Genomic DNA, 19,859 nt, shown 5'->3' on the forward strand with positions numbered 1-19,859 from the left:
GAAATAACATAAAGGAAGAAGTACGATTGTTTTACATGATTACAGACAGAGCCACCCGATTTCGGATGGCTCTTTTTGACTGCACAGAGATATTTACCCTATGAAACCCTATCTCACCGCACGGTCGCGGATATCCGTCAGTTCTTCCACAGAGAAATTGTAGTGCCTGTTGCAGAAATGGCAGTTCACCTCGATGCTCTCGCCCTCATCAATCATTTCGTTTAATTCTTTCTTTCCAATACTGATTAATGCTTTTTCTACACGTTCTTTCGTACAGTTGCAGGTAAACTCCGCCGGAACCTTATCCATAATTTCAAGGCCAAACTCCCCTAATATATGATCCAGAATCATCTCCGGGGTATTCCCCTCATCCAGCAGTGAAGTAATGGAGGTGATCTCGCCCAGCTTCTTTTCCAGCTTATCGATCATCTCGTCCGACGCGCCCGGCAGAAGCTGAATGATAAAGCCTCCCGCCTGTTTCACCGTATTGTCCTTATTCATCAGGACTCCCAGTGCTACAGAGGACGGCGTCTGCTCCGACGTAGCATAGTAATAGGTTAAATCTTCCGCAATCTCTCCGCCGACCAGAATTGTCTGACCTACGTACGGTTCCTTTAAGCCGATATCCTTAATCACGCTTAAAACGCCCTCTCCCACGGCTCCGCCCACATCCAGCTTGCCTTTCTCATTAGGCGGCAGCATGACTCCCGGATTAAAGGCATAGCCTTTTACATTGCCCTTAGAGTCCGCGGTCACGGTCAGGCCTTCAATCGGGCCGCTCCCCTGTATCTTAAGGGTCAGTAAATCGTCATCGCCCTTCATCATAACACCCATCATGGCTCCCGCCGTTAAAAGGCGTCCTAAGGCCGCTGTGGCCACAGGGCTCGTATTATGGGCAAGCCTTGCTTGTTCCACCAGTTCTCTTGTTGTAGCCGCAAATGCACGGACCTCATGGTCTCCGGCTGTGGCTCGTACAATATAATCCGTCATCGTTCTTCCTCTTTCTTTCCGCGTTCCCTGGCAACGACGTAGATACGCTCACTGTCCTCCCTTATGGGATTCTCCGTAAATGCGTCATAAGCCGCCACAAAGTCCATTCCTGCCTCTCTAAGTGCCATTATCACTGTGTCCAGAGAATAGGCTTTCTGATAGTGAGTTTCCACATACTTCCGGTAGAGATCGTCCTCCATCCGGATAAACAGGGCTAAATCGTATTCATTGACCATGGTGTCCTGATCGTAATAATTCTCCCAGATGAAGCTGCTCTCCTCCCGGTCTTCCGCAATGGTAGATTCCCCAAGCACATTTTCATACTTATAGATTGTGTTTAAATCAAAAATAAAAATACCTTCCGGATCCAGGTAATTGTTAACAAGAGAAAATACCTCCACCAGATCGTCGTATTCCAGGATATAGTTGATACAGTCGCAGATGCTGACCACGGCTGCCACCGTGCCGTACAGCTCGAAATCCCGCATATCCTGAAGCAGATATAGAATATCACGCCCGGAGGCGGCGCGCTTATCCATGGCGATCTGAAGCATGTCCTCGGAATTGTCGACGCCGATCATGTCGTAGCCTTCCTCGGCCAGGAGCTCCGTCACACTTCCCGTTCCGCATCCCAGATCCAGGACCAGGCCGTCTTCTACGCCGTATTTCTTTAAAAGTCCGGTTAGATACCGGCACCATTCTCCATATGGAATATTATCCATAAAGGTATCGTACACCTCTGCAAATCCGGTATAGGCCTCCATCTGCATCTCCTCCTCTTAACAATCAAATACCCCGCACATAACATGCAGGGTATCAGTTTGCGTTACTATGCGTTCTTTCCGCAGCACTTCTTATACTTCTTGCCGCTTCCGCACGGACATGGATCATTTCTTCCGATCTTCGGTCCCTTTACAATGGTTCCTGAAGCTTTCTGCTTCTTGTACAGCTCTTTCTTCTTCTCTTCCGGAAGAAGCTGCTCCCACTGAGGAAGACCGTAAAGCCATTCCGCTTTCGCCTCTACCATGTTGTAATATAACTTTTCCGGATCGATCTCGATCTTTACAACAGTATCCTCGTCCATGGTGTCGATCGGGTTCTCATATCCCTTTAAGCTCTCATTGATACCATCTAAAAATCCTGTCATGGTCTGAACATCGGTACCGTACTTTTCAGCCAGTTCCTTCACAGTTCCTTCCACTACAGTCTCCGGCGCGGAGAGAATCTGCTCATAGATGCCTTTCTCCACTACGAAGTAATTAGACCATAACTCTTCCCTTGCTTTATCATCCAGCCCATCGCCATACGCCAGGGTTCTCCAATTTTCTAAAATAGTCATCGCTCAACCATCCTTTTATCTCTTATTTCTGTAATACTCCATGAATCAGTATATAACAACTTTGACAAATTTGCAAAACGTTTTTTGATTATTTGGACACGGAATCAAAAAAAAGTGCAGAAAGCTGCATAAACTCGAGGTTTTTCAGCCTTCCACACTAAAAAGGGGAGGATAAGTATTTCTTTTTTCTTTTGTTGATAGTATTATAATTCCCATTCTGGATTTTTTTATACCGGGAGATACCAACTTTTTTTAATGAAAGAATCCCCATGCCAAGCACAGGGATTTTACTTTTTTATTCGCTGATTGTTCTTGGATAAACAGAAACCTGCTTTTTGTCTCTGCCCTTTCTTTCAAATCTGACAACGCCATCCACGGTAGCGAACAGTGTATCATCTCCACCACGGCCTACGTTGATGCCTGGATGAATATGTGTACCACGCTGTCTGTAAAGAATGTTGCCGGCTAAAACGAACTGGCCGTCCGCTCTCTTGGCGCCTAATCTCTTGGACTCGGAGTCTCTGCCGTTCTTTGTAGATCCAACACCTTTTTTATGTGCAAAAAATTGAAGATTCATATTTAACATTTGTCAGTCCCCCTTATTAAGCGTTGATCTTATCGATCTTGATCTGTGTATAAGCCTGTCTGTGACCATTCTTCTTATGGTAGCCGGATTTTCTCTTATACTTGTAAACGATGACTTTCTTTGCTTTGCCTTCCTTTACAACAGTACCCGTTACAGTAGCTCCTGCTACGGTAGGACATCCAACTGCCAGTTCTCCGTTGTTCACAACCAGAATCTGATCAAATGTTACTGTTTCTCCTGCTTCGACACCAAGCTTTTCAACCTTGATTGTGTCACCTTCTGATACTTTGTACTGCTTGCCACCTGTTGCGATAATTGCGTACATATGGCACCTCCTGTTTTCTTTACTCGCCAATTTCGGTGGTCCGGGAAGCCGGACGCTTAGGACCTTGTTGAGCGGCACATACTTAGTTAGGATAGCATTATTTGGTTAATATGTCAAGAAAATTCCGGCTGTTTTACATTCTATCCCGCCAGATTTATTTTAAGTAATGTAAAAAACAGGATCACTGTCCCTAAAATTATAAGCGCGCAGCCACATTTACTGACAAAGTTCAGAATCTCTTTCATTCTGGACTGCCCTCTTAATCCGGGTACTGTAAGCCGGTAGATCGAATATCCCAAAAGTGTGCCCCACGTATTGTTAAACATATCATCCAGCTCACACAGGCCTAACCTGAAAAAATACTGAGTTGCTTCGATTGCCACCGACAAAAGAAATCCAAATAAAACCGTCAGCAGAGAGTATTTAAAGATCTTTCCATTCATTGGCAGAAGGTACCCCAGCGGGATAAAAAGGGCAATATTCCCCAGTATATAAAACCAGTGTATCCTTGAGTGCCGTTCCCACGCATACCTGACAGTCCAGAACAACTCCATATTGATCCTCGGTTCTGCTGTCTCCTTTCTGGCCAGCAGCGTGGCTGAGAAAATTGTGAACAGCCAGTAAAGAAGCAATTCTTTTTTGAGAACTCCTGCCGCTGTCTTCCTGCCAAAAAATAGTGCTGTGAAACTTACGGTTACAACCATTGCCAGGATTACAAGCATCACAATGGTTTGAGCCCCCGGAAATGTGTACGGATTCCAGATGCTGTTCCATGGGATTAGATTTGTGATGCTATTAAGCATGGCTTCGTGGTCTCCTTTTTTTAACTTTTTTGTATTCCATTAATTATAACATATTTTCTTAAAATGAAAACAACCTGTTCGATATTGAAATTAGACACCTGTTTCTGAATGAAGGCTGCTTCTTGATGCCTCCCCTTCATACACCCTGAAATCACACCGCCCCGCCCTTTTCACCTCATACAACGCGATATCCGCGTTGCGGTACAGCTCTTTGAAGTTTTCTCCGTCCCTCGGATAAAAGACGACGCCCAGACTGCAGGAGACTTCTCCTTTTTCCGGGTACTTCCGCTTAAGCAGGTCACAAAGCTGAGCGATTCTGGGAATCACATCCTGCTCAGAGGTGATATCATTTAAGAAGACCATGAATTCATCTCCGCCGATCCGGCCGCAGATGTCATTTCTTCTGAGAAAATGTTTCAGTATCCCGGCGGTCTCCTTGATGACCTGATCACCGAACTGATGTCCATAGCTGTCGTTCTGTACTTTAAACTGGTCGATGTCCAGCATAATCAGCGCGTGACGGGCCGCCGGGCCGCTCTCCTCCAGTGTCTCTGTCACCCTGGTCATAAAGGTGTCGCGGTTTAAGACTCCTGTCATTCCATCGTGTTCCACCCGGCGCTGCAGCCTGAGCGTTTCCGTTTTCTCCTCGTCGATATCCAGCGTCATCATAAAAAGCCGAACGTCGTTATTATATGGGTCCGCGATCAGCTGTATGGTTGCACGGACCCAGTAAAGGCTTCCGTCGTCCCTTTTTCTCAAGTAATCCATGTTACCGGAGGACTGTCCGTTATAATAGCGCAGCAGCAGTTTGTCTCTGTTAAAGAAATTATAGAATCTCGCCCGGTCTCCTTCATATACGAACCGCTCTGCGATGTAACGCACCGTCTCTGTGTATTTGTCAAATGGCCTGAGATAATCAGGTGGATCGTCCCCTGACTCCACAGCGTCTTTTGTCAGATTATACTCATAATAGCCAATGGTCTTGCCTTCCTGCGCCTTAAAATGCTGGCTCCATTTCTGATAAGTCAGTTCTTTCTCCCGCTGTTCCGTAATGTTCTCACTGGAAATAATGGCGCGGCGGGGTCTCCCCTCACTGTCGTAAATCATCGCAAATTTCGCGGAATACCAGCCGGTGGTGCCATCTTTTTTCCTCTTTTTGACGACTGTCTGTCCCTTTGACTCTCCCTGTATGATAGATTCGTAAAAATCAATATATTCCTGTCTGCTCTCCTCGTCGATGGTCCCCGACTCCACAATGCTGTACGGTGCATTGTCTGCAACCACAGGTAAACCGAATTCTTCCGCGGTTGCCTCCGGCTGAAAAAGCCGTCTGTTCTCCACATCGAATATATACATGTATTTATCCGTGAGTGCAAAGGCAGTTTTGCTCTCCTCCATGCTCATGCGGATCTCGTCTTCCATCCGTTTCCGGTCGGCAATATCCATCAGGGAACAGAGTACGCTCCCGGGTATATTCGGGTCGTAGGTGCACTGGACCAACAGCCACAAAATTTTTCCCGAACTATGTACTCCCCGGTATTCCATCTGAAATTTTGTCTTGCCGCGCACAACCTGATCCAAAAGGTTTTGATGGATCATCTGAAAATCCGCTTCCGGCAGAATAAATCTGGCATTTGTAAATCCCTTTTCTTCTGCCTCCTGCGAAGTATAGCCATAGATATCATAATAAAACTGGTTCGCATACAAAATTGTCAGATCATCATCCAGTGCCACCTGGCAAATACCACAAGGTACCAGGTCCAGTATGTTCTTGTAGTGCTTCAATATCGATCCTTCCATATGTCTGCCGCCTTTCCCGTCCGATGTCCGCATCTTGTTTCATTATATCCTCTCGAAGGATAACTGTACAGCCGGATTTCCATAAAAAATGCGGAAGCCCTGTAAACCTTACGTTTTCTGGCTTCCGCACTAAAAAGGGGAGGATAAGTATTCACTCATCTTTGGTATACTCCTATTTTAAACCAAAGAGAGATTTTTATACACTTCCCAATTAAATTATTTCTGTTTTTATTTTTTCGTACCGTTTTTTATCGGTGTCTTTTAAATTTTTTAAAAGGCCCTCCAGATAGATGCGGTCGAGGTTCAGCTTCGCCTTCCATTTCTGACCGTCGGGCTCCTGCGCCTTTTTCTCCAGCGCTTCCATCTCTTCCTGACACTTCCGGATCCGGGCTTCCAGGCCCGATACACTCGGCCCCTTCATAATAACCGGAAGATCCAGCGTTCTTGTCAAAAATTCCTGCATGGCCGTTTCCGCCGTCGCATCATCCCTGAAAATCCGCAGGAAAAGTTCCCGGCAACCGCGGTAAAAATCTTCCTGTTCCGAGTCTTCATCTCCGCCCCCGCTTACCAGGAATCCGTGGTCGGAGGGGATCAGGCACACAGCCCCTTCCCGGACAGTCTCCAGCGAACAGGCAGCCTCCTCAATCCCATGTTTTTCCATGATCTCGCGGACAAGATCGTATAAATACCATCTTAATTCATCCATATCGCTCCACCTCAAACTCAACCGTTAATTCACGTATTATTCCCGCTTCTTATAATCCCACTATTACTCCAGTCCCTTATTCTTCCATTTACCAATCCGGTAGAATACCACGGTCAATACCGCACCCAGTACCCAGGAAATCAGAAGGGATACCCAGATACACTCATATCTGCCGCCCGGAAGCTCCGGAGTCTTCGTAAAATGAGCGATGCCGTATGCCAGCGGAACACGGATAAATACCGTCGTTACGATGGAAATCCACATGGGGGTCATGGTATCACCGGCGCCTCTCATGACACCGGAGAGACTCTGTGTCACCGCCATGGCGATATAGCCGACCGCAAGGATCTTCATCATATTGGCACTCAGCGTCACCAGCTCGGAGGTATTGGTGAAGATACCCATCAGATATTTTCCGAAAATCAGAATCAGGCCCGTGATCGCCGCTGACGTTCCCGCCGCGATGATGGTTCCCTGTTTTGCTCCTTTATGTACCCGGTCGAACTCTCTCGCACCTACATTCTGGCCGGAATATGTGGTCATCGCCGTACCAAAGGAGAAGTTCGGCATCATGGCGAATCCATCCACACGCATGATGATAACGTTGGCCGCAATCACCATCTCGCCGAAGCTGTTGGTCAGCGACTGAACCACGACCATAGCCATGGAGAAGATGGCCTGGGTGATACCGGACGGAAGCCCCAGACGCAGGATCGTCATGATATTTTCCATATCCGGCTTTAAATATTTAAATTTCAGATCAAAGACATCCGTCATCCGTTTCAGCTTGAAGAAACAGAGGACTGCGGATACCATCTGTGCAATAACCGTGGCCAGAGCCACCCCCGCTACGCCCATCTGCAGGCCCGCCACAAACCAGAGATCCAGGACAATATTGATGACCGTCGCTACCAGCAGGTATACCAGGGCCGACAGCGAATCTCCCAGCCCTCTTAAAATACCGCAGAACATGTTGTAATATGCCACGCCCATGATGCCTACAATCAGAATCAGCAGATAAGAGGTACACCAGTCAATAATGCTGGCCGGCGTGTTCAGCATCTTTAAAAGCGGCCGGATCGTCACTGAACCGAGGACCATAATGATCAGCGAGGACACCGCGGTAAGAGTGATGGTGCTCCCGATGGTCTTCGATAAGCTTTCTCTGTCCTTTGCTCCAAAAAACTGGGACACCATGATGCTGGTTCCCATCGATATACCAATAAAAAGTACCAGCAGCAGATTTAAAATCGGGCTGGCACTTCCAACCGCCGCAAGGGCGTTATCTCCTACATACTTTCCGACTACGATACTGTCTACCGTGTTATAAAGCTGCTGTGCGATATTGCCGATCAACATGGGAATCGTAAAGATAACGATCTGCTTCCATGGTTTCCCCACCGTCATATCTGTCTGCGCAAATAAAGCTTTTAACTTTCCACCCATACGTTCTTCCAACTTCCTTCTCTTTCGAAATAAACGCCTGATCTCAAGACTCTGTTTTCAGGCGAATATATCTATTATATCGAATATCAAAGGAAACTACAAGCTTTTTTCCGTATGTCCCAAATAATATCGTTACAGGGTCTCACGCACAGCCCGAAGCGCCGCAGTGCATTCCTCCGGCCGCTCGTACATGGGATTATGCCCTGCTGCCGGAATCATGGCTATCGTTTTAAGAGGTGCGTCAATCGTATCAAAGTATGCCTTGCTGAGCGCCGTTGGCGTAATGTTGTCGTTCTCCCCAAGTATGTAGTGAACCGGCACCTCATAGTGCGGCAGGATTTCGCCAAGATTAAATGACAGCATCTGCAGATGGAATGGATGATTGACTTTCATAATCCGCATAAAACTGACGAGATCGCCCCATTGGAAGGAAGGGCTGCGCCGTAAGGTTTTAAATAGCTCGCCTATACCGGAACCGGAAACTGGGCCATTGTCGTATGCCTCCTGTATTTTTCGTAATTTAGGAAGCTGCTTCAGCAGTAATTCCGGATTATCGGGGGGGATAATCCCCCATACGCTCCAGCGCCTGTATATGTCTTTTGTTTCCCGCTTTCCTGGCCAGCTCTGATACTTCCTGATATGCAGTCCGTTCATTCTCCATGATGCTGATTACCTGCCCTATACCGATATAGGCCAAAACATTTTCCGGCTGCTGCAGCACATACAGGCTGCCTAGCAGGCTGCCCCAGGAATGGCCCAGGATGACAATCTTCTCCTCTCGATATTTCTGCTGCAAATGCTTGACGATGCCATGTAAATCTTCCAGCATCTGATCCACATTTTCCGGCATTCCGGTCTTCTTGTTTCTGCGGAGTGTTTTGCCCGCACCGCGCTGGTCCCAGTGTACGTGAGTAAATAAATCTCCCCAGGCTTTATCCAGCTCGTATGCGAAAAGCGATTCAAAGCTTCCGGGGCCGCCATGGAGATACAGGAGCACCGGGGTGTCGGAGGTTTTGGGGTAGTGTAACAAAAAGTGCTCGATGCCGTTTACCAGGATGTACTCTTCTTCAAATTGATTCATGGTCAGCTCCTTTGTTATGTAGTTTCATCGCCTTTTACCCGATTCGATGAATCCTGCTCATACCATCCACTATTTAAATTTTTCACATAAGCTTTCAATATACTGTCTCTTAGCAACCGCGTTCAGCCATTCGGATGGAATGTTTTCGATCCCGTAATAAATCCCTGCCAAACCTCCGGCGACTGCTCCAACTGTATCGGTATCATCCCCGAGGTTTACAGCCTTTAAGACACAGTCTTTATAGGAATCTGTATTCAGCAGGCACCATATGGCGGCTTCCAGTGTATGGACTACATATCCGCTGCTCTTTATCTCATGATCCGGCAACGCGCTAAACCCGTTTAAGTTTCTCAGCCTTTCATAGGCCGCCGTCTCCGGATTCCCCGCTGCATCATAACAGGAAAACGCTGCATTGACTCCCCGTTCTACGGAATCCTTTAAAGTCCCCTTCTCCCGGATTAATTCTTTTGCAGTGAGTACATAGATCCCACAGCCCACGAGGCTTCTCATATGGCGATGCGTTAAGGAAGACACTTCATGGATCAGCCTGATTTGATCCTTCACAGGCCATTGATCATGTAAATACAGATAAAATGCCATCGGCAGAATACGCATTAAGGAACCGTTGCCATTTTCGTATTCAGATACCATACCGCACTGCAGCGGTGCAGTCCCGTGTCCATAATTCATGATTGCCCTGCCTGTAGCATTCCCTACATCAAACACCTCGCCCGCCGCCGTATAATCTCCATACAGCAGCCATGCCGAAAATCTTTCCATGATATCGTTGTAATCTATACCGCTGGATTTTACAATGCTGTCCACCAGAGCAAGCGTCAGGCTTGTATCATCCGACCATACGCCCCTGGCCTGATGGTGGGTTCCATATTCCCTCATTTCCCGAACGGGATTCTCCGCTATTTCCTGCCGCGTTTTAAACTCAACAGGTACACCGAGCGCATCTCCGATTGCCAGACCAATCATTCCATCGTATAATTTCTTCAAAATTTCCTCCATTAAAATAATTCATTGCCGATACCATGCCGCTTGCTTCCAAAAATATATAGACAATTATACCATGGCCTTTTCAATAATGCTATAAAAGTATAGCGCAGTACTGTTTTGTCTCGTCATGATTTTGGGAAAAACGGGCAAAGGGAACGTCAAAAAAGTAAACAAAAGAAACGCCCGCATTTATTATCATGAGGCGTTTCTTCTTATAATTAATTTTAATCTGTATTTTCCGTTTTCCCTATCGCTAATTCCGTATCCGGCGCAGTTTAATTACCTGGTGATCCTCATTTGCGTGCGTTGGGAACAGGAATAGATCGCCCTGCTTATTGGCCGCCAGATCGTGGGCGCGCAGATCGGAATTGAAGGTTCCCAGCTGCGCCACCATGTTCAAATCCAAGTCGAAGACCGTCAGGTAGCCCGCGCGCCCCACGACGTAAATGTATTCGCCGTCCGTATCCACGCCGGAGGGCATTCCCATGTTGTTGCTGCAGTAGCCGACTACGTTGCCTTCCGTATCGAACACATGCACGGCGTCCTTCTCTCTGTCACAGATCCAGATATGGTCCCGCGCATCCACGCACAGCGCATGAACGATCAGCATATCTCCCGGAGTGTCCTCATAGGGCTTTTCCCAGTCTCCCACGCCGCCGAAGGTCTTTCGGTAAGTACCGTCCGCATTAAAGATATGTACGGCCCGGTTCCCATATCCATCTGCAAATATATATTCTCCGCTGGAAGTCATATCCACATCAGTCGGCATATTAAACGGCCCTGCAACCCGCTTGACACGACGCTGCGCCTCATAGAAGGCCCACATCCCCACAATGCCAAGGTATGGCTCCGTCGGGAAGATCTTACCGTCCCTGCGCATCCTGGCCAGCGTTCCCATATCCATTCCCGTGTCGCTGGGCTTTCCTGCTTCTCCGAAATCGCGGATTAGCGTTCCGTCTGTGTCAAATTCACGCACAATATGATTATGGGTATCGGTACAGAGGATCGTGTCCTGGGGTGTATACTTAATAAAATGCAGATAGTCCCCCAGCAGTTCTCCTCCAAACCCCTTTATGTACGTTCCGTCGGGCGCCAGCTTCACAATCTGGCTGGGATTTCCGCGCATCCCCAGGTAGACATTCCCTTCCGGGTCGGTACAGCCCCCGGCAATGCTGGCGCTTGCCACATTGCCCGGTAAATCCTTTGCAAAATCAGAAATATATTCATATGCAAACTCACCGCAGGAATATACTGTTTTCTGAATCTCATCTCGTCTGGCATCACAGTGTAAAATCTTCATGGTTTCTCTTCCTCTTTTCCTCATTTCCTAAATTTAAGTGCTTTGTACTTTTTCTTATTACACTTCCACCTTTATAACTATTTTTCTCATCCTGCACGGCTCCCCCACCGCACAATGCGGCTTATGCGCGTCTTCCGGCGCCAGAATGACGTATTCACCGGGATGCAGAATCACCATGCTCCCCTCCCTGGGTTCCTCCCAGTATCCCATGTCCTTTTCCGGGTCGTAGGTTCCCTTTTCCGTAAGGCCGTCACGCGCTGTCACTCCGATTCCTTCCAGACCATGGATTACGTAATGAATATCGAAGTGATGATCATGGGTTTCGAAATCAATTCCGGCCGCCGGTTCTGTCTCGTAGCTTTGCACCTGAACGATCACACCGGAGCATAATTCAAAATTTCCGACCGGCAGTTCCTCCAATCCCTCCTGTTTTAAGAAGGCAAGGGCCTCCGTAAACTTTTCATTTCTCAAATCATAACGATCCAGACTGCTGATTTTCTCAAATACCATCGATTTGCTCCTCTCTCTTTTCCGTCTTTTAAAATGGCCTTTCATAGCTGGTTAATTTCCCGCGCTTTGTGGCATGCCACAAAATGGTCCGGCAGGACTTCTTCAAATGCCGGCTGCCGGGTCCGGCATACTTCCGCCGCATAGGGACACCTCGGTGCAAATCTGCATCCGGGCTTCGGATTAATGGGGGAAGACAGTTCTCCCTGCAGAAGAACCCGTTTCTTCTCCACATCAATATCCGGTACCGGAATTGCTGACAGCAGCCCTTTCGTATAGGGATGCAGCGGGTGGTCAAACAAGTCGTCGGAACTGCTCTTTTCCACCATACAGCCGACGTACATCACCAGAATATCATCAGAAATATGCTTCACCACCGACATATCGTGAGTAATGAATAAATAGGATAAGCGGCTCTCTTCCTGGATATCCTGAAGCAGATTGATAATCTGCGCCTGAATCGATACATCCAGGGCGGATACCGGCTCATCACAGACCAGGAACTTCGGTCCCAGCACCAGAGCCCTCGCTATACCGATCCGCTGCCTTCTGCCGCCGTCAAGCTCATGAGGATAGGAGTAGGCAAACCGTCTCGCCAGGCCCACCTGATCCATCAGTTCATAGACTCGTTTCCGCATCGTCTCCTTATCACGGCAGGCGCGGACGATTTTCATGGGATCCATAATCAGCTCTTCCACACACATACGGGGATTTAAGGAAGCCAGCGGATCCTGGAAGATCATCTGCATCTCCTTGCACATCTCCCGCCGTTTCTTCGGCTTCAAATGGGTGATATCTTTTCCCTCAAATAAGACGGTCCCGTCTGTCGCTTCGATCAGCCCCAGCACCACGCGGCCCAGTGTGGATTTTCCGCATCCCGACTCTCCCACCACGCCCAGCGTTTTTCCGGCTTTCAGCGTGAAATTCACGCCGTCTACCGCGTGCAAATCTCCTCCCGGCGTTTTAAAATACCGTTTCAAATCCTTTACTTCCAGTAAATCAGCCATTGGCCTTCACCTCCCTGTGTCCCATTTTCGCCTCCTCCAGGTGAAAGCACCGGACCTTATGGCCGTTTCCCGCGTCCGAAAGGTCCGGATGGCAGCTTCTGCATGTCTCGTCCGCATAGGGACAGCGGGGATGAAAGCAGCAGCCCCCAGGCAGGTTGGCCGGATCGGGCATCAGGCCGTCGATGGGATTCAGCCTTTTTTCCTTCCGTGTCAGAGACGGAATGGAACGGAACAGTCCCATCGTATACGGATGAGAGGTTTCCTTGAAAATGTCGCGGAGAGAGCCGTATTCCACAATCTCTCCAGCATACATGACCGCCACCTTCTGGCAGCACTCCGCGACGATCCCCAGGTCATGGGTAATCAGCAGCACGGAGGTTTTTAAGCGGTTCTTCAAATCGTTGATCATCTCCAGAACCTGCGCCTGAATCGTCACATCCAGTGCGGTCGTCGGCTCATCCGCAATCAGAAGCGCGGGACTGCAGGCCAGCGCCATGGCGATGACCACCCGCTGCTTCATTCCGCCTGAAAGCTGATGGGGATAATCGGTGCTTCGTTCCGGCCCGATTCCCACCATTTTTAACATATCGAGACTTCGCTCTACCGCCTCAGCCCGGGAGCACTCCATATGGAGGCTGATGGTCTCGACGATCTGGTCTCCAACCCTCATGACCGGGTTGAGAGCTGTCATGGGATCCTGAAAGATCATGGAGATCTCATTTCCCCGCAGTTTCCGCAGAGCCGCCTGATCCATGGTCACCACATTTTCTCCCTTGTAGAGAATCTCTCCGCCTACAATCTTTCCGAGGGTTGGGGATCAGGTTTAAAACCAAAGCCGTCGTCGTCTTTCCGGCTCCGGTCTCCCCCACCAGTCCCAGCGTCTCGCCCTCCTCCAGGGACAGATCGATTCCATTTACCGCACGGAAAGTCGCCTGTTCCGTTACGTAGTGTATGTTCAAATCATTAATTTCCAGTAAGCTCATGTGATCTCCTCCCCCTACTGCTTCAGCTTGGGATCCAGCGCGTCACGCAGACCGTCGCCCAATAAGTTGAATCCCAACAGAGTCGTCATAATCGCCAGGCCCGGGAAGATTACCAGAGGCCAGAAGTCACGGATATATGCGCGGCCGCTGCTTAAGATGGCGCCCCACTCGGGCGTCGGCTCCTGAACCCCCAGTCCGACAAAGCTTAAGCTGGAAATCGTAAGAATCGCCATTCCGACCTTTAAGGAAGCGTCCACAATAAGCGGTGCAATCGTATTTGGCAGCACATGGTGCACTATGATATAGGCATGGCCGGCACCTCCCGCCCGTGCCGCCTCGATGTACTGCTCATCCCGTATGGTCATAACCGTAGAACGGAGGATTCGCGCACCTCCCGGTATACTGGCAAGCCCGACCGCGATTCCGGTATTCAATAAACCGGTTCCCAGGGCCGCTGAGATCGCCACTGCCAAAAGCAGGCCGGGAATGGACATGATAATGTCAATCACACGCATGATAACGGTATCGTACATTCCCCCGAAATATCCGGCCACCGCGCCGAGCACGGCCCCTATCACCAGAGAAATGACAACCGCGATCAGTGCCACGATCAGGGACACCCGGCCGCCGGAAAGAATCCGCGCCAGGGGAGATCGCGCCGTACTGATCCGTGCCAAATGGATGAGCCAGGCACGGATAGACAAACCGGTCACCGAAGGACTGGGCGCTGTAATCATAGGGGGTTAAAAAGTTGGCAAAGATTGTGGCAAAGAGAACGGCTGCCACCAGAATCAGACCTACGATGGCAAGCCTGTTTTTAAACAGGCGGTGCATCACATCGCGCCACTGGCTGTGTTTACGGGTCATCCCTTCCAGAGACTGTATGTAAGTTTCTTGTTTCTTTCTTCCGGACATATTATGACCCCTCCTTTGCAGTTGCTTTTTTCTTCCTGCCGGATACGTACTGTGAACGGATTCTTGGATCGGCAAACGCATAGCACAAATCCACGATCAGGTTCATGATACAGATAAAGAATGCAAGAATCAGGACACAGGCGTTGATCACCGGATAGTCCCGGCCCGAGATTCCGGTCAGGAGATAGGAACCGAGACCGGGCATGTTAAAAATCGTTTCGATCACCACGGACCCCGCCATAACGGTTCCCAGCTGCATGCCTACCACTGTCAGAATCGGAATCACGGCGTTGTGCAGCGCGTGGCGCCAGATCACCGTATTTTCCCTGCAGCCCTTGGCTCTGGCCGTCCTGATATAATCGGAGCGGATCACCTCCAGCATGGACGAACGGGACATACGGGCCACATTGGCAACGGTTCCCATGGAGTTGGCCAGGACTGGAAGCACCATGTATCTCCAGTTTCCCATCCCGGTGGCTGGCAGCCATTTTAACTTCAGCGCAAACACGATAATGCAGATGAGTGCCAGCCAGAAATTAGGCATGGCCGCGAAAAACAGAGAGCCTACCGTGACGCTGTAATCCATAGCCGAATACTGTTTTGTGGCGGAGATCACGCCGAAGGGAACGCCGATCAGCGTGGTGACAATGACACTCAGCACCCCCAGCTTTACGGTGATGCCGATGCGGGAAATGATTTCTCCGCTGACCGCGTGCCCATAGGTATAGGAATTGCCGAAGTCAAATTTCGTCACAATATTCACAATGTACCGGAAATACTGTGCAAAGAACGGCTGATCCAGTCCCAGTTCATGCTTTAGGCTGGCATAAGCCTCCGGCGTGTACCCGCTGGCTCCCAGCATGGACATGACCGGATCCCCCGGCGCAAAGTAACTGATGCTGAAAACGATCAGCAGTACGCCGAGGCAGACCGGTACGATCCACAAAATTCGTTTCAAGATATATTTAGCCATTTCGTCAACCTCGTTTCATTTCCTGTTATTTTAGAATCACGTAACGCAGGTTTGCGCTTACCGCGCTGTGCAGGCTGACGCTTTCGATCTTCTCAGGATTGTAGGCCACAGCGTCCACAGACTCATAAAGCGGAATAATCATGGCGCGGTCGTGAACGTACTGCTGAAGCTCTGCGTATTTCTCCTTGCGCACATCGTCATCCGTCGTATAGTTTGCTTCTTTATAAAGTGTCACAAATGTCTCATCTGAAATGGCCGCAAATGGGAACGTCGCCAGTTCAGCCGGGAAGAACCGAAGAGAAATATAGGGTTCCCCGCATACGGAGCCGGTATCGGAATCCTGGAAATTCAAGTCAGTCCCACCCTCTGTCAGCCATGCGGAAAACGCGGTTGGGAAGTCGGTGAAGTTCATCTGCAGATTGATGCCCAGCTGCTGCAGGTAAAACTGAATTACCGTGGCTGCATTGGTCTTAACCGCCTGATCCACAGTCGTCATATTCAGTGTAAAGTTCACGGTTGAGCCATCTGTCACGTAACCAGCTGCCTCCATATACTGTTTCGCCTTCTCCAGATCATACTCATAGACACCGGTGTCCTTGTAATAGGGGCTTACTGATGTGATGATGGATCCCGGCACCTCCGCTAACTCCCCGCGGGCCGATTCTGCAACGTCCTGCCAGTTTACGCCGTAAGCAATCGCCAGCCGCACATTTTCATCCTTCATGTACTGATTGTTATTGTCCAGAGCCAGAAGGATATTTTCTCCCTCATGGGTCGTCATAACCGCAATTTTATCATCGGTCAGCGCGCGGCTGTAATCGCTCTCCGCGATGTTAAGCGCAAGATCGATCTCCCCTGTCTCCAGAGCCATATACATGGCGGAATCCTCCGCATAGTGATTGATCTTCACGGTGTCTGCGCCTGTGAACTCGCCCCAGTAGCTGTCGCGGCGCTTCAGAGTGACATAGGAGTCTGTCACGTATTCAGCGACCTCATAAGGTCCGGAGCCGTTGGGCGCGTTAAGCCATGGATCAATGTTGTCGAATCCGGTTTCCTCGCACCATGACTGATCGAGCAGGTATACGACGCCCATGTTGATAATGCCGGGGCCGAATTCCTGTGTATTCGCCAGATATACGGTAAATCCGTCCTCGCTGACATAGGACTTATCCCAGTCAACCGTTGCATAGTACGCGGCCTGGTTCGTCTCCCGGTCCACCAGAGTCTTTATGGAGAAGAGAACATCGTCTCCGGTCATCTGGTCGCCGTTTGCAAAGTAGACATCGTCTCTGCACTCCATGACAAAGGTGGTGCCGTCTTCTTCATAGTGCCACTCTTTTAAAATATCGGAGAAGGGATTGTTGTCCTCGTCATAATAGAACAGGTAGTCGTAAACGAGGTAACAGCCCCAGTGACATACTTCATTTTCGCTTCCCGGCATAAATGTGCCGAGTACATTGATAGTGCCTACGTTCAGAGTCTTCTCCCCTCCGCTTTCACCTGCTTTTGTACCGGCTTTAGTTCCGGCATTCGTGCTGCTTTCTCCGGCAGGCGCCGCCGTGCCTTCTCCCGTATTTTTGTTCCCGCCTCCGCACGCTGTCATGCTCATGACCAGCGCCGCGGCAAGAAGCAATGCCCCCAGTTTTTTCATTGTTAAACTCCTCCTTTTATTTTTGCTTAATTTATTCAGCAGGGCGCAGATCCTGCACTTCACAATGCGTTACGTAATGCAGTACCAGGCCTTCCGCTTTCTCTTCTTAATACCGGTCCGCCTCTGAGTATGTCTCATACGGCTTCGGCACCTTCGGTTCCTTCTCCGTTCTTCCGTCCACGCGGTACTGCCAGTGATAGGAAGTCGGCGAATTGGCCAGATTTTCCGGAGCACGGTCTTCTGCAAACGGGAGATTGGACCGGAACATGGCGTCCAGCCGTATTCCATCCGTCGCATAGCGCTCCTCGGCAAAACGAACCCAGTCGCTGCCGCATGGAAAACGCACCAGATCGTACTGATGAAGATGAAGAATCCTCCACTGTTCCCCTTCCCGGATAAAGTCCGCCCCCAGACGCCAGACGGCGCATTCCGCCCGATATGCCTTTCCATCCGCTGTCTTTGAGGTGAGAAGCGCTCTTTCTTCCGGGTCTCCTGTGCCCAGATCACCCGCGTCGGAGTCCAGCCCCAGCACAAACCACATCCCCCTGGCGGATCTGCCGTCTGCCGCCGTCTCGATGACAGGGGTAACGGGAAGCAGCAGCGTAAATTTGCCGGCAATGTGGTCCTTCTGATAGTAGGTCGCCACCTTTTCCCTGGTGGAATACCTGCCCGAAGCCCCGATCTCGATGCTTACCTCCTCCGACCTGGACCAGAGCTCATCCATAATTTGTCCGCCCTCTCCCGCAAACAGCAGATGGCAGTATGTCCCTATTATATTTTCCACTTCCGCTCTGGTCTCCAGGCGGTATAAACGGTTTTCCACAGAATTGTCCATCATCCTCACCTCCTAAAATGCGATACACACAGGGGACGGAATCTTACAGCCAGCCCCGGTGTAAACCAGCGTCTCCCCCTCAACACGGTAGAGGTCGAGATATCCCTGAAACTGATAGGCCACCACCAGATATTTTCCATCAGGCGTGAAATTTATGTCTCTCGGCATCTCTCCGCCCGTCTTTACCACTAACCGGAGTGTGAGACGGCCCGTCTCCGCCTCCACACCATATAGCGAAATGGAATCCTCCCGGTTTTCTCGTCCCATGCCGCGGTTGCTGACCGCCAGAAGCCTTCCTCCCGGACACAGCCGTATGGCCGCCGGCTCTGTTCTTCCCTTCATACCGGAAGTCCGTACGGAAATAGTCTGCACAGGGGCCAGCTTCCTCTCAAATTCCGGTGTAAAGGAGTAGACGGAAACCATCTCATCATCCTGCCGGTTCACATAGAGGAACCGGCCGTCTTCGCTGAAAGTCAGATGCCTGGGTCCGGAGTGTGCCTCCATCTCCTCAATCCAGATGATCCTGTACCGATCTTCACAGTCGTAAATATAAATCCTCCCCCCGATCAGCTCCACCGCCGCTAAATATCTGCCTGCGGGCGATTTCATCACACAGTGGAGAAAAGGCCCCACCGGAGTCGTATCGAGAGATGCTACGCAGGCCAGCCGCTCACCGATCCTTCCATCCTCCTGCCTCCTGTAAGCCTCCATCGTTCCCCGATAGAAATTGCTGACATAGATTTCCGCGCTGTTGTCATCACAGCACACAAAGCAGGGGCGCTGGCCGTCCGTCACCGCCCAGTTCTGTTCTTCAAATTTCCCATCGCTTATGTCATAGGCCGTCATGCCGCCGCTGGCTCTTCCCTTAAAGGTCATCCCCTCGCTCAGCACATAAAGATTCCTTCTGTCCTTCGATACGGTCAAATATCCCGCATGATACATGGGCCTCGTATCCATCACACGGATCTTTCCCGTTAATGCATTGAGTCCGATCCGGTAAATCCCCCGGCTTCCTCCGGTTGAAGTGGTACCCACAAAGCCTGTATAGTCGGGCAAAAATGTTTCTGCCATTCTGTTACTCCTCTCTGATTGATGTATCTCACCGCTTATGCACTTTTTCTATTTTCTCTTTTATTACGATACATTTATTATCTATTTTTACTTATACCATGTCTGAGCGCTCCTGTAAAATTCCAAAACCGGAATAGCAAGTATAACTTTTGGATTATACTTGCAAAAATCACTTTTCTGCTATATAAAAATACCAGATACCAGGAGCCTTTTCCACTGGCTCCTGCATCTGGTATTTTGCCGTCAGTCTGCTGTATACGCTCTTAGCGCCGCATTCCGGTCACTTCCATACAGGAATTCCCCGCTGCTCCAAATCACTGTTCAAGGCGTTCTGATTCCTTAAAAAACGCTGTGTCACAAAATGGATAAAATCCTGATTCTCGGCTGTGTAATAGTGATCCTTTCTGGTCACCAGCGTCACACTCGCCTTTGCCTCACAGTCGCTGATGGGAATAAAGTAGATTCTGTCGGTCGGATCTGCATCCTCCTGCTTTGTCTCCACCGATTTATTTTCCTCAAACATGGGCATGCAGAAT

23 protein-coding genes and 1 pseudogene are annotated in these 19,859 nt (G+C 49.6%); 1 reads left to right on the forward strand and 23 read right to left on the reverse strand.

The window, feature by feature from the left end; translation table 11 throughout:
* Window positions 1–108: 108 nt before the first annotated feature.
* From hslO to ACLTD4_RS12480, 18 genes and pseudogenes are all read right to left on the reverse strand, one after another.
* Window positions 109–990, reverse strand: coding sequence for an Hsp33 family molecular chaperone HslO (gene hslO / locus ACLTD4_RS12395; RefSeq protein ID WP_117620528.1), 882 nt, complete (start codon window positions 988–990; stop codon window positions 109–111).
* Entirely contained in the window at window positions 987–1,754 is a 768-nt protein-coding gene (locus ACLTD4_RS12400) for a class I SAM-dependent DNA methyltransferase (RefSeq protein ID WP_055652988.1), read from the reverse strand. Before ACLTD4_RS12400 ends, hslO begins: the two co-directional genes overlap by 4 nt.
* 65 nt (window positions 1,755–1,819) lie before the next feature.
* Window positions 1,820–2,329 (reverse strand): SEC-C metal-binding domain-containing protein, encoded by a 510-nt coding sequence (locus ACLTD4_RS12405; protein ID WP_002603750.1) that lies wholly within the window; start codon window positions 2,327–2,329, stop codon window positions 1,820–1,822.
* 295 nt (window positions 2,330–2,624) lie between these two features.
* Window positions 2,625–2,915 (reverse strand): 50S ribosomal protein L27, encoded by a 291-nt coding sequence (gene rpmA / locus ACLTD4_RS12410; protein ID WP_002603749.1) that lies wholly within the window; start codon window positions 2,913–2,915, stop codon window positions 2,625–2,627.
* Between the two features lie 16 nt (window positions 2,916–2,931).
* Window positions 2,932–3,240 carry a 50S ribosomal protein L21 gene (gene rplU / locus ACLTD4_RS12415; RefSeq protein ID WP_002603748.1) on the reverse strand — a complete coding sequence of 103 codons (309 nt, stop codon included), beginning with the start codon at window positions 3,238–3,240 and terminating at the stop codon, window positions 2,932–2,934.
* Between the two features lie 140 nt (window positions 3,241–3,380).
* The gene (locus tag ACLTD4_RS12420) at window positions 3,381–4,043 is read right to left on the reverse strand and encodes a VanZ family protein (RefSeq protein WP_117620527.1); all 663 of its coding nucleotides are present in this window, start codon (window positions 4,041–4,043) and stop codon (window positions 3,381–3,383) included.
* A gap of 90 nt (window positions 4,044–4,133) precedes the next feature.
* On the reverse strand, window positions 4,134–5,843 hold the full coding sequence (locus ACLTD4_RS12425) for a sensor domain-containing diguanylate cyclase (protein WP_117620526.1): 1,710 nt from the start codon (window positions 5,841–5,843) through the stop codon (window positions 4,134–4,136).
* A 211-nt stretch (window positions 5,844–6,054) separates the two neighbouring features.
* Window positions 6,055–6,549: a hypothetical protein gene (locus ACLTD4_RS12430; RefSeq protein WP_117620525.1), complete on the reverse strand. Its 495-nt coding sequence runs from the start codon at window positions 6,547–6,549 to the stop codon at window positions 6,055–6,057.
* A gap of 63 nt (window positions 6,550–6,612) precedes the next feature.
* Window positions 6,613–7,995 (reverse strand): MATE family efflux transporter, encoded by a 1,383-nt coding sequence (locus ACLTD4_RS12435; RefSeq protein WP_002603744.1) that lies wholly within the window; start codon window positions 7,993–7,995, stop codon window positions 6,613–6,615.
* Window positions 7,996–8,127: 132 nt separating this feature from the next.
* On the reverse strand, window positions 8,128–8,397 hold the full coding sequence (locus ACLTD4_RS12440; protein ID WP_243008203.1) for an alpha/beta fold hydrolase: 270 nt from the start codon (window positions 8,395–8,397) through the stop codon (window positions 8,128–8,130).
* 148 nt (window positions 8,398–8,545) lie between these two features.
* Window positions 8,546–9,076, reverse strand: a complete 531-nt coding sequence (locus ACLTD4_RS12445; protein ID WP_243008204.1) for an alpha/beta fold hydrolase — start codon at window positions 9,074–9,076, stop codon at window positions 8,546–8,548.
* 69 nt (window positions 9,077–9,145) lie between these two features.
* The gene (locus tag ACLTD4_RS12450; protein WP_117620785.1) at window positions 9,146–10,081 is read right to left on the reverse strand and encodes an ADP-ribosylglycohydrolase family protein; all 936 of its coding nucleotides are present in this window, start codon (window positions 10,079–10,081) and stop codon (window positions 9,146–9,148) included.
* 253 nt (window positions 10,082–10,334) lie between these two features.
* Entirely contained in the window at window positions 10,335–11,381 is a 1,047-nt protein-coding gene (locus tag ACLTD4_RS12455; RefSeq protein ID WP_025531444.1) for a hypothetical protein, read from the reverse strand.
* A 57-nt stretch (window positions 11,382–11,438) separates the two neighbouring features.
* Window positions 11,439–11,891 carry a YhcH/YjgK/YiaL family protein gene (locus ACLTD4_RS12460; RefSeq protein ID WP_055652992.1) on the reverse strand — a complete coding sequence of 151 codons (453 nt, stop codon included), beginning with the start codon at window positions 11,889–11,891 and terminating at the stop codon, window positions 11,439–11,441.
* Window positions 11,892–11,932: 41 nt separating this feature from the next.
* Window positions 11,933–12,895, reverse strand: coding sequence for an ABC transporter ATP-binding protein (locus ACLTD4_RS12465; protein WP_055652993.1), 963 nt, complete (start codon window positions 12,893–12,895; stop codon window positions 11,933–11,935).
* Window positions 12,888–13,878: pseudogene (locus ACLTD4_RS12470) on the reverse strand (ABC transporter ATP-binding protein). Before ACLTD4_RS12470 ends, ACLTD4_RS12465 begins: the two are co-directional and overlap by 8 nt.
* Before the next feature lie 14 nt (window positions 13,879–13,892).
* Window positions 13,893–14,411 (reverse strand): ABC transporter permease, encoded by a 519-nt coding sequence (locus ACLTD4_RS12475; protein ID WP_412331337.1) that lies wholly within the window; start codon window positions 14,409–14,411, stop codon window positions 13,893–13,895.
* On the reverse strand, window positions 14,380–14,682 hold the full coding sequence (locus ACLTD4_RS12480; protein WP_412331338.1) for a hypothetical protein: 303 nt from the start codon (window positions 14,680–14,682) through the stop codon (window positions 14,380–14,382). The genes ACLTD4_RS12475 and ACLTD4_RS12480 overlap by 32 nt, the downstream gene beginning before the upstream one ends.
* Between ACLTD4_RS12480 and ACLTD4_RS12485 the strand changes: the two genes are divergently transcribed.
* Window positions 14,630–14,767 (forward strand): hypothetical protein, encoded by a 138-nt coding sequence (locus ACLTD4_RS12485; RefSeq protein WP_412331339.1) that lies wholly within the window; start codon window positions 14,630–14,632, stop codon window positions 14,765–14,767. The genes ACLTD4_RS12480 and ACLTD4_RS12485 overlap by 53 nt on opposite strands.
* Window positions 14,768–14,794: 27 nt before the next feature.
* On the opposite strand, the gene ACLTD4_RS12490 is transcribed toward ACLTD4_RS12485, so the two are convergent.
* The 5 genes from ACLTD4_RS12490 to ACLTD4_RS12510 all read right to left on the reverse strand — a co-directional run.
* Window positions 14,795–15,766, reverse strand: coding sequence for an ABC transporter permease (locus ACLTD4_RS12490; RefSeq protein WP_025531447.1), 972 nt, complete (start codon window positions 15,764–15,766; stop codon window positions 14,795–14,797).
* A gap of 25 nt (window positions 15,767–15,791) precedes the next feature.
* The gene (locus tag ACLTD4_RS12495) at window positions 15,792–17,417 is read right to left on the reverse strand and encodes an ABC transporter substrate-binding protein (RefSeq protein WP_055652996.1); all 1,626 of its coding nucleotides are present in this window, start codon (window positions 17,415–17,417) and stop codon (window positions 15,792–15,794) included.
* Between the two features lie 106 nt (window positions 17,418–17,523).
* A complete protein-coding gene (locus tag ACLTD4_RS12500; RefSeq protein ID WP_055652997.1) occupies window positions 17,524–18,255 on the reverse strand; it encodes a nuclear transport factor 2 family protein in 732 nt (243 codons plus the stop codon).
* 9 nt (window positions 18,256–18,264) lie between these two features.
* Entirely contained in the window at window positions 18,265–19,323 is a 1,059-nt protein-coding gene (locus ACLTD4_RS12505) for a lactonase family protein (RefSeq protein ID WP_117620523.1), read from the reverse strand.
* A gap of 280 nt (window positions 19,324–19,603) precedes the next feature.
* Window positions 19,604–19,859, reverse strand: a 256-nt coding sequence (locus ACLTD4_RS12510; RefSeq protein ID WP_412331336.1) for a hypothetical protein, incomplete at its 5' end; no start/stop codon positions are given.

The organism is Hungatella sp. (assembly GCF_046966825.1).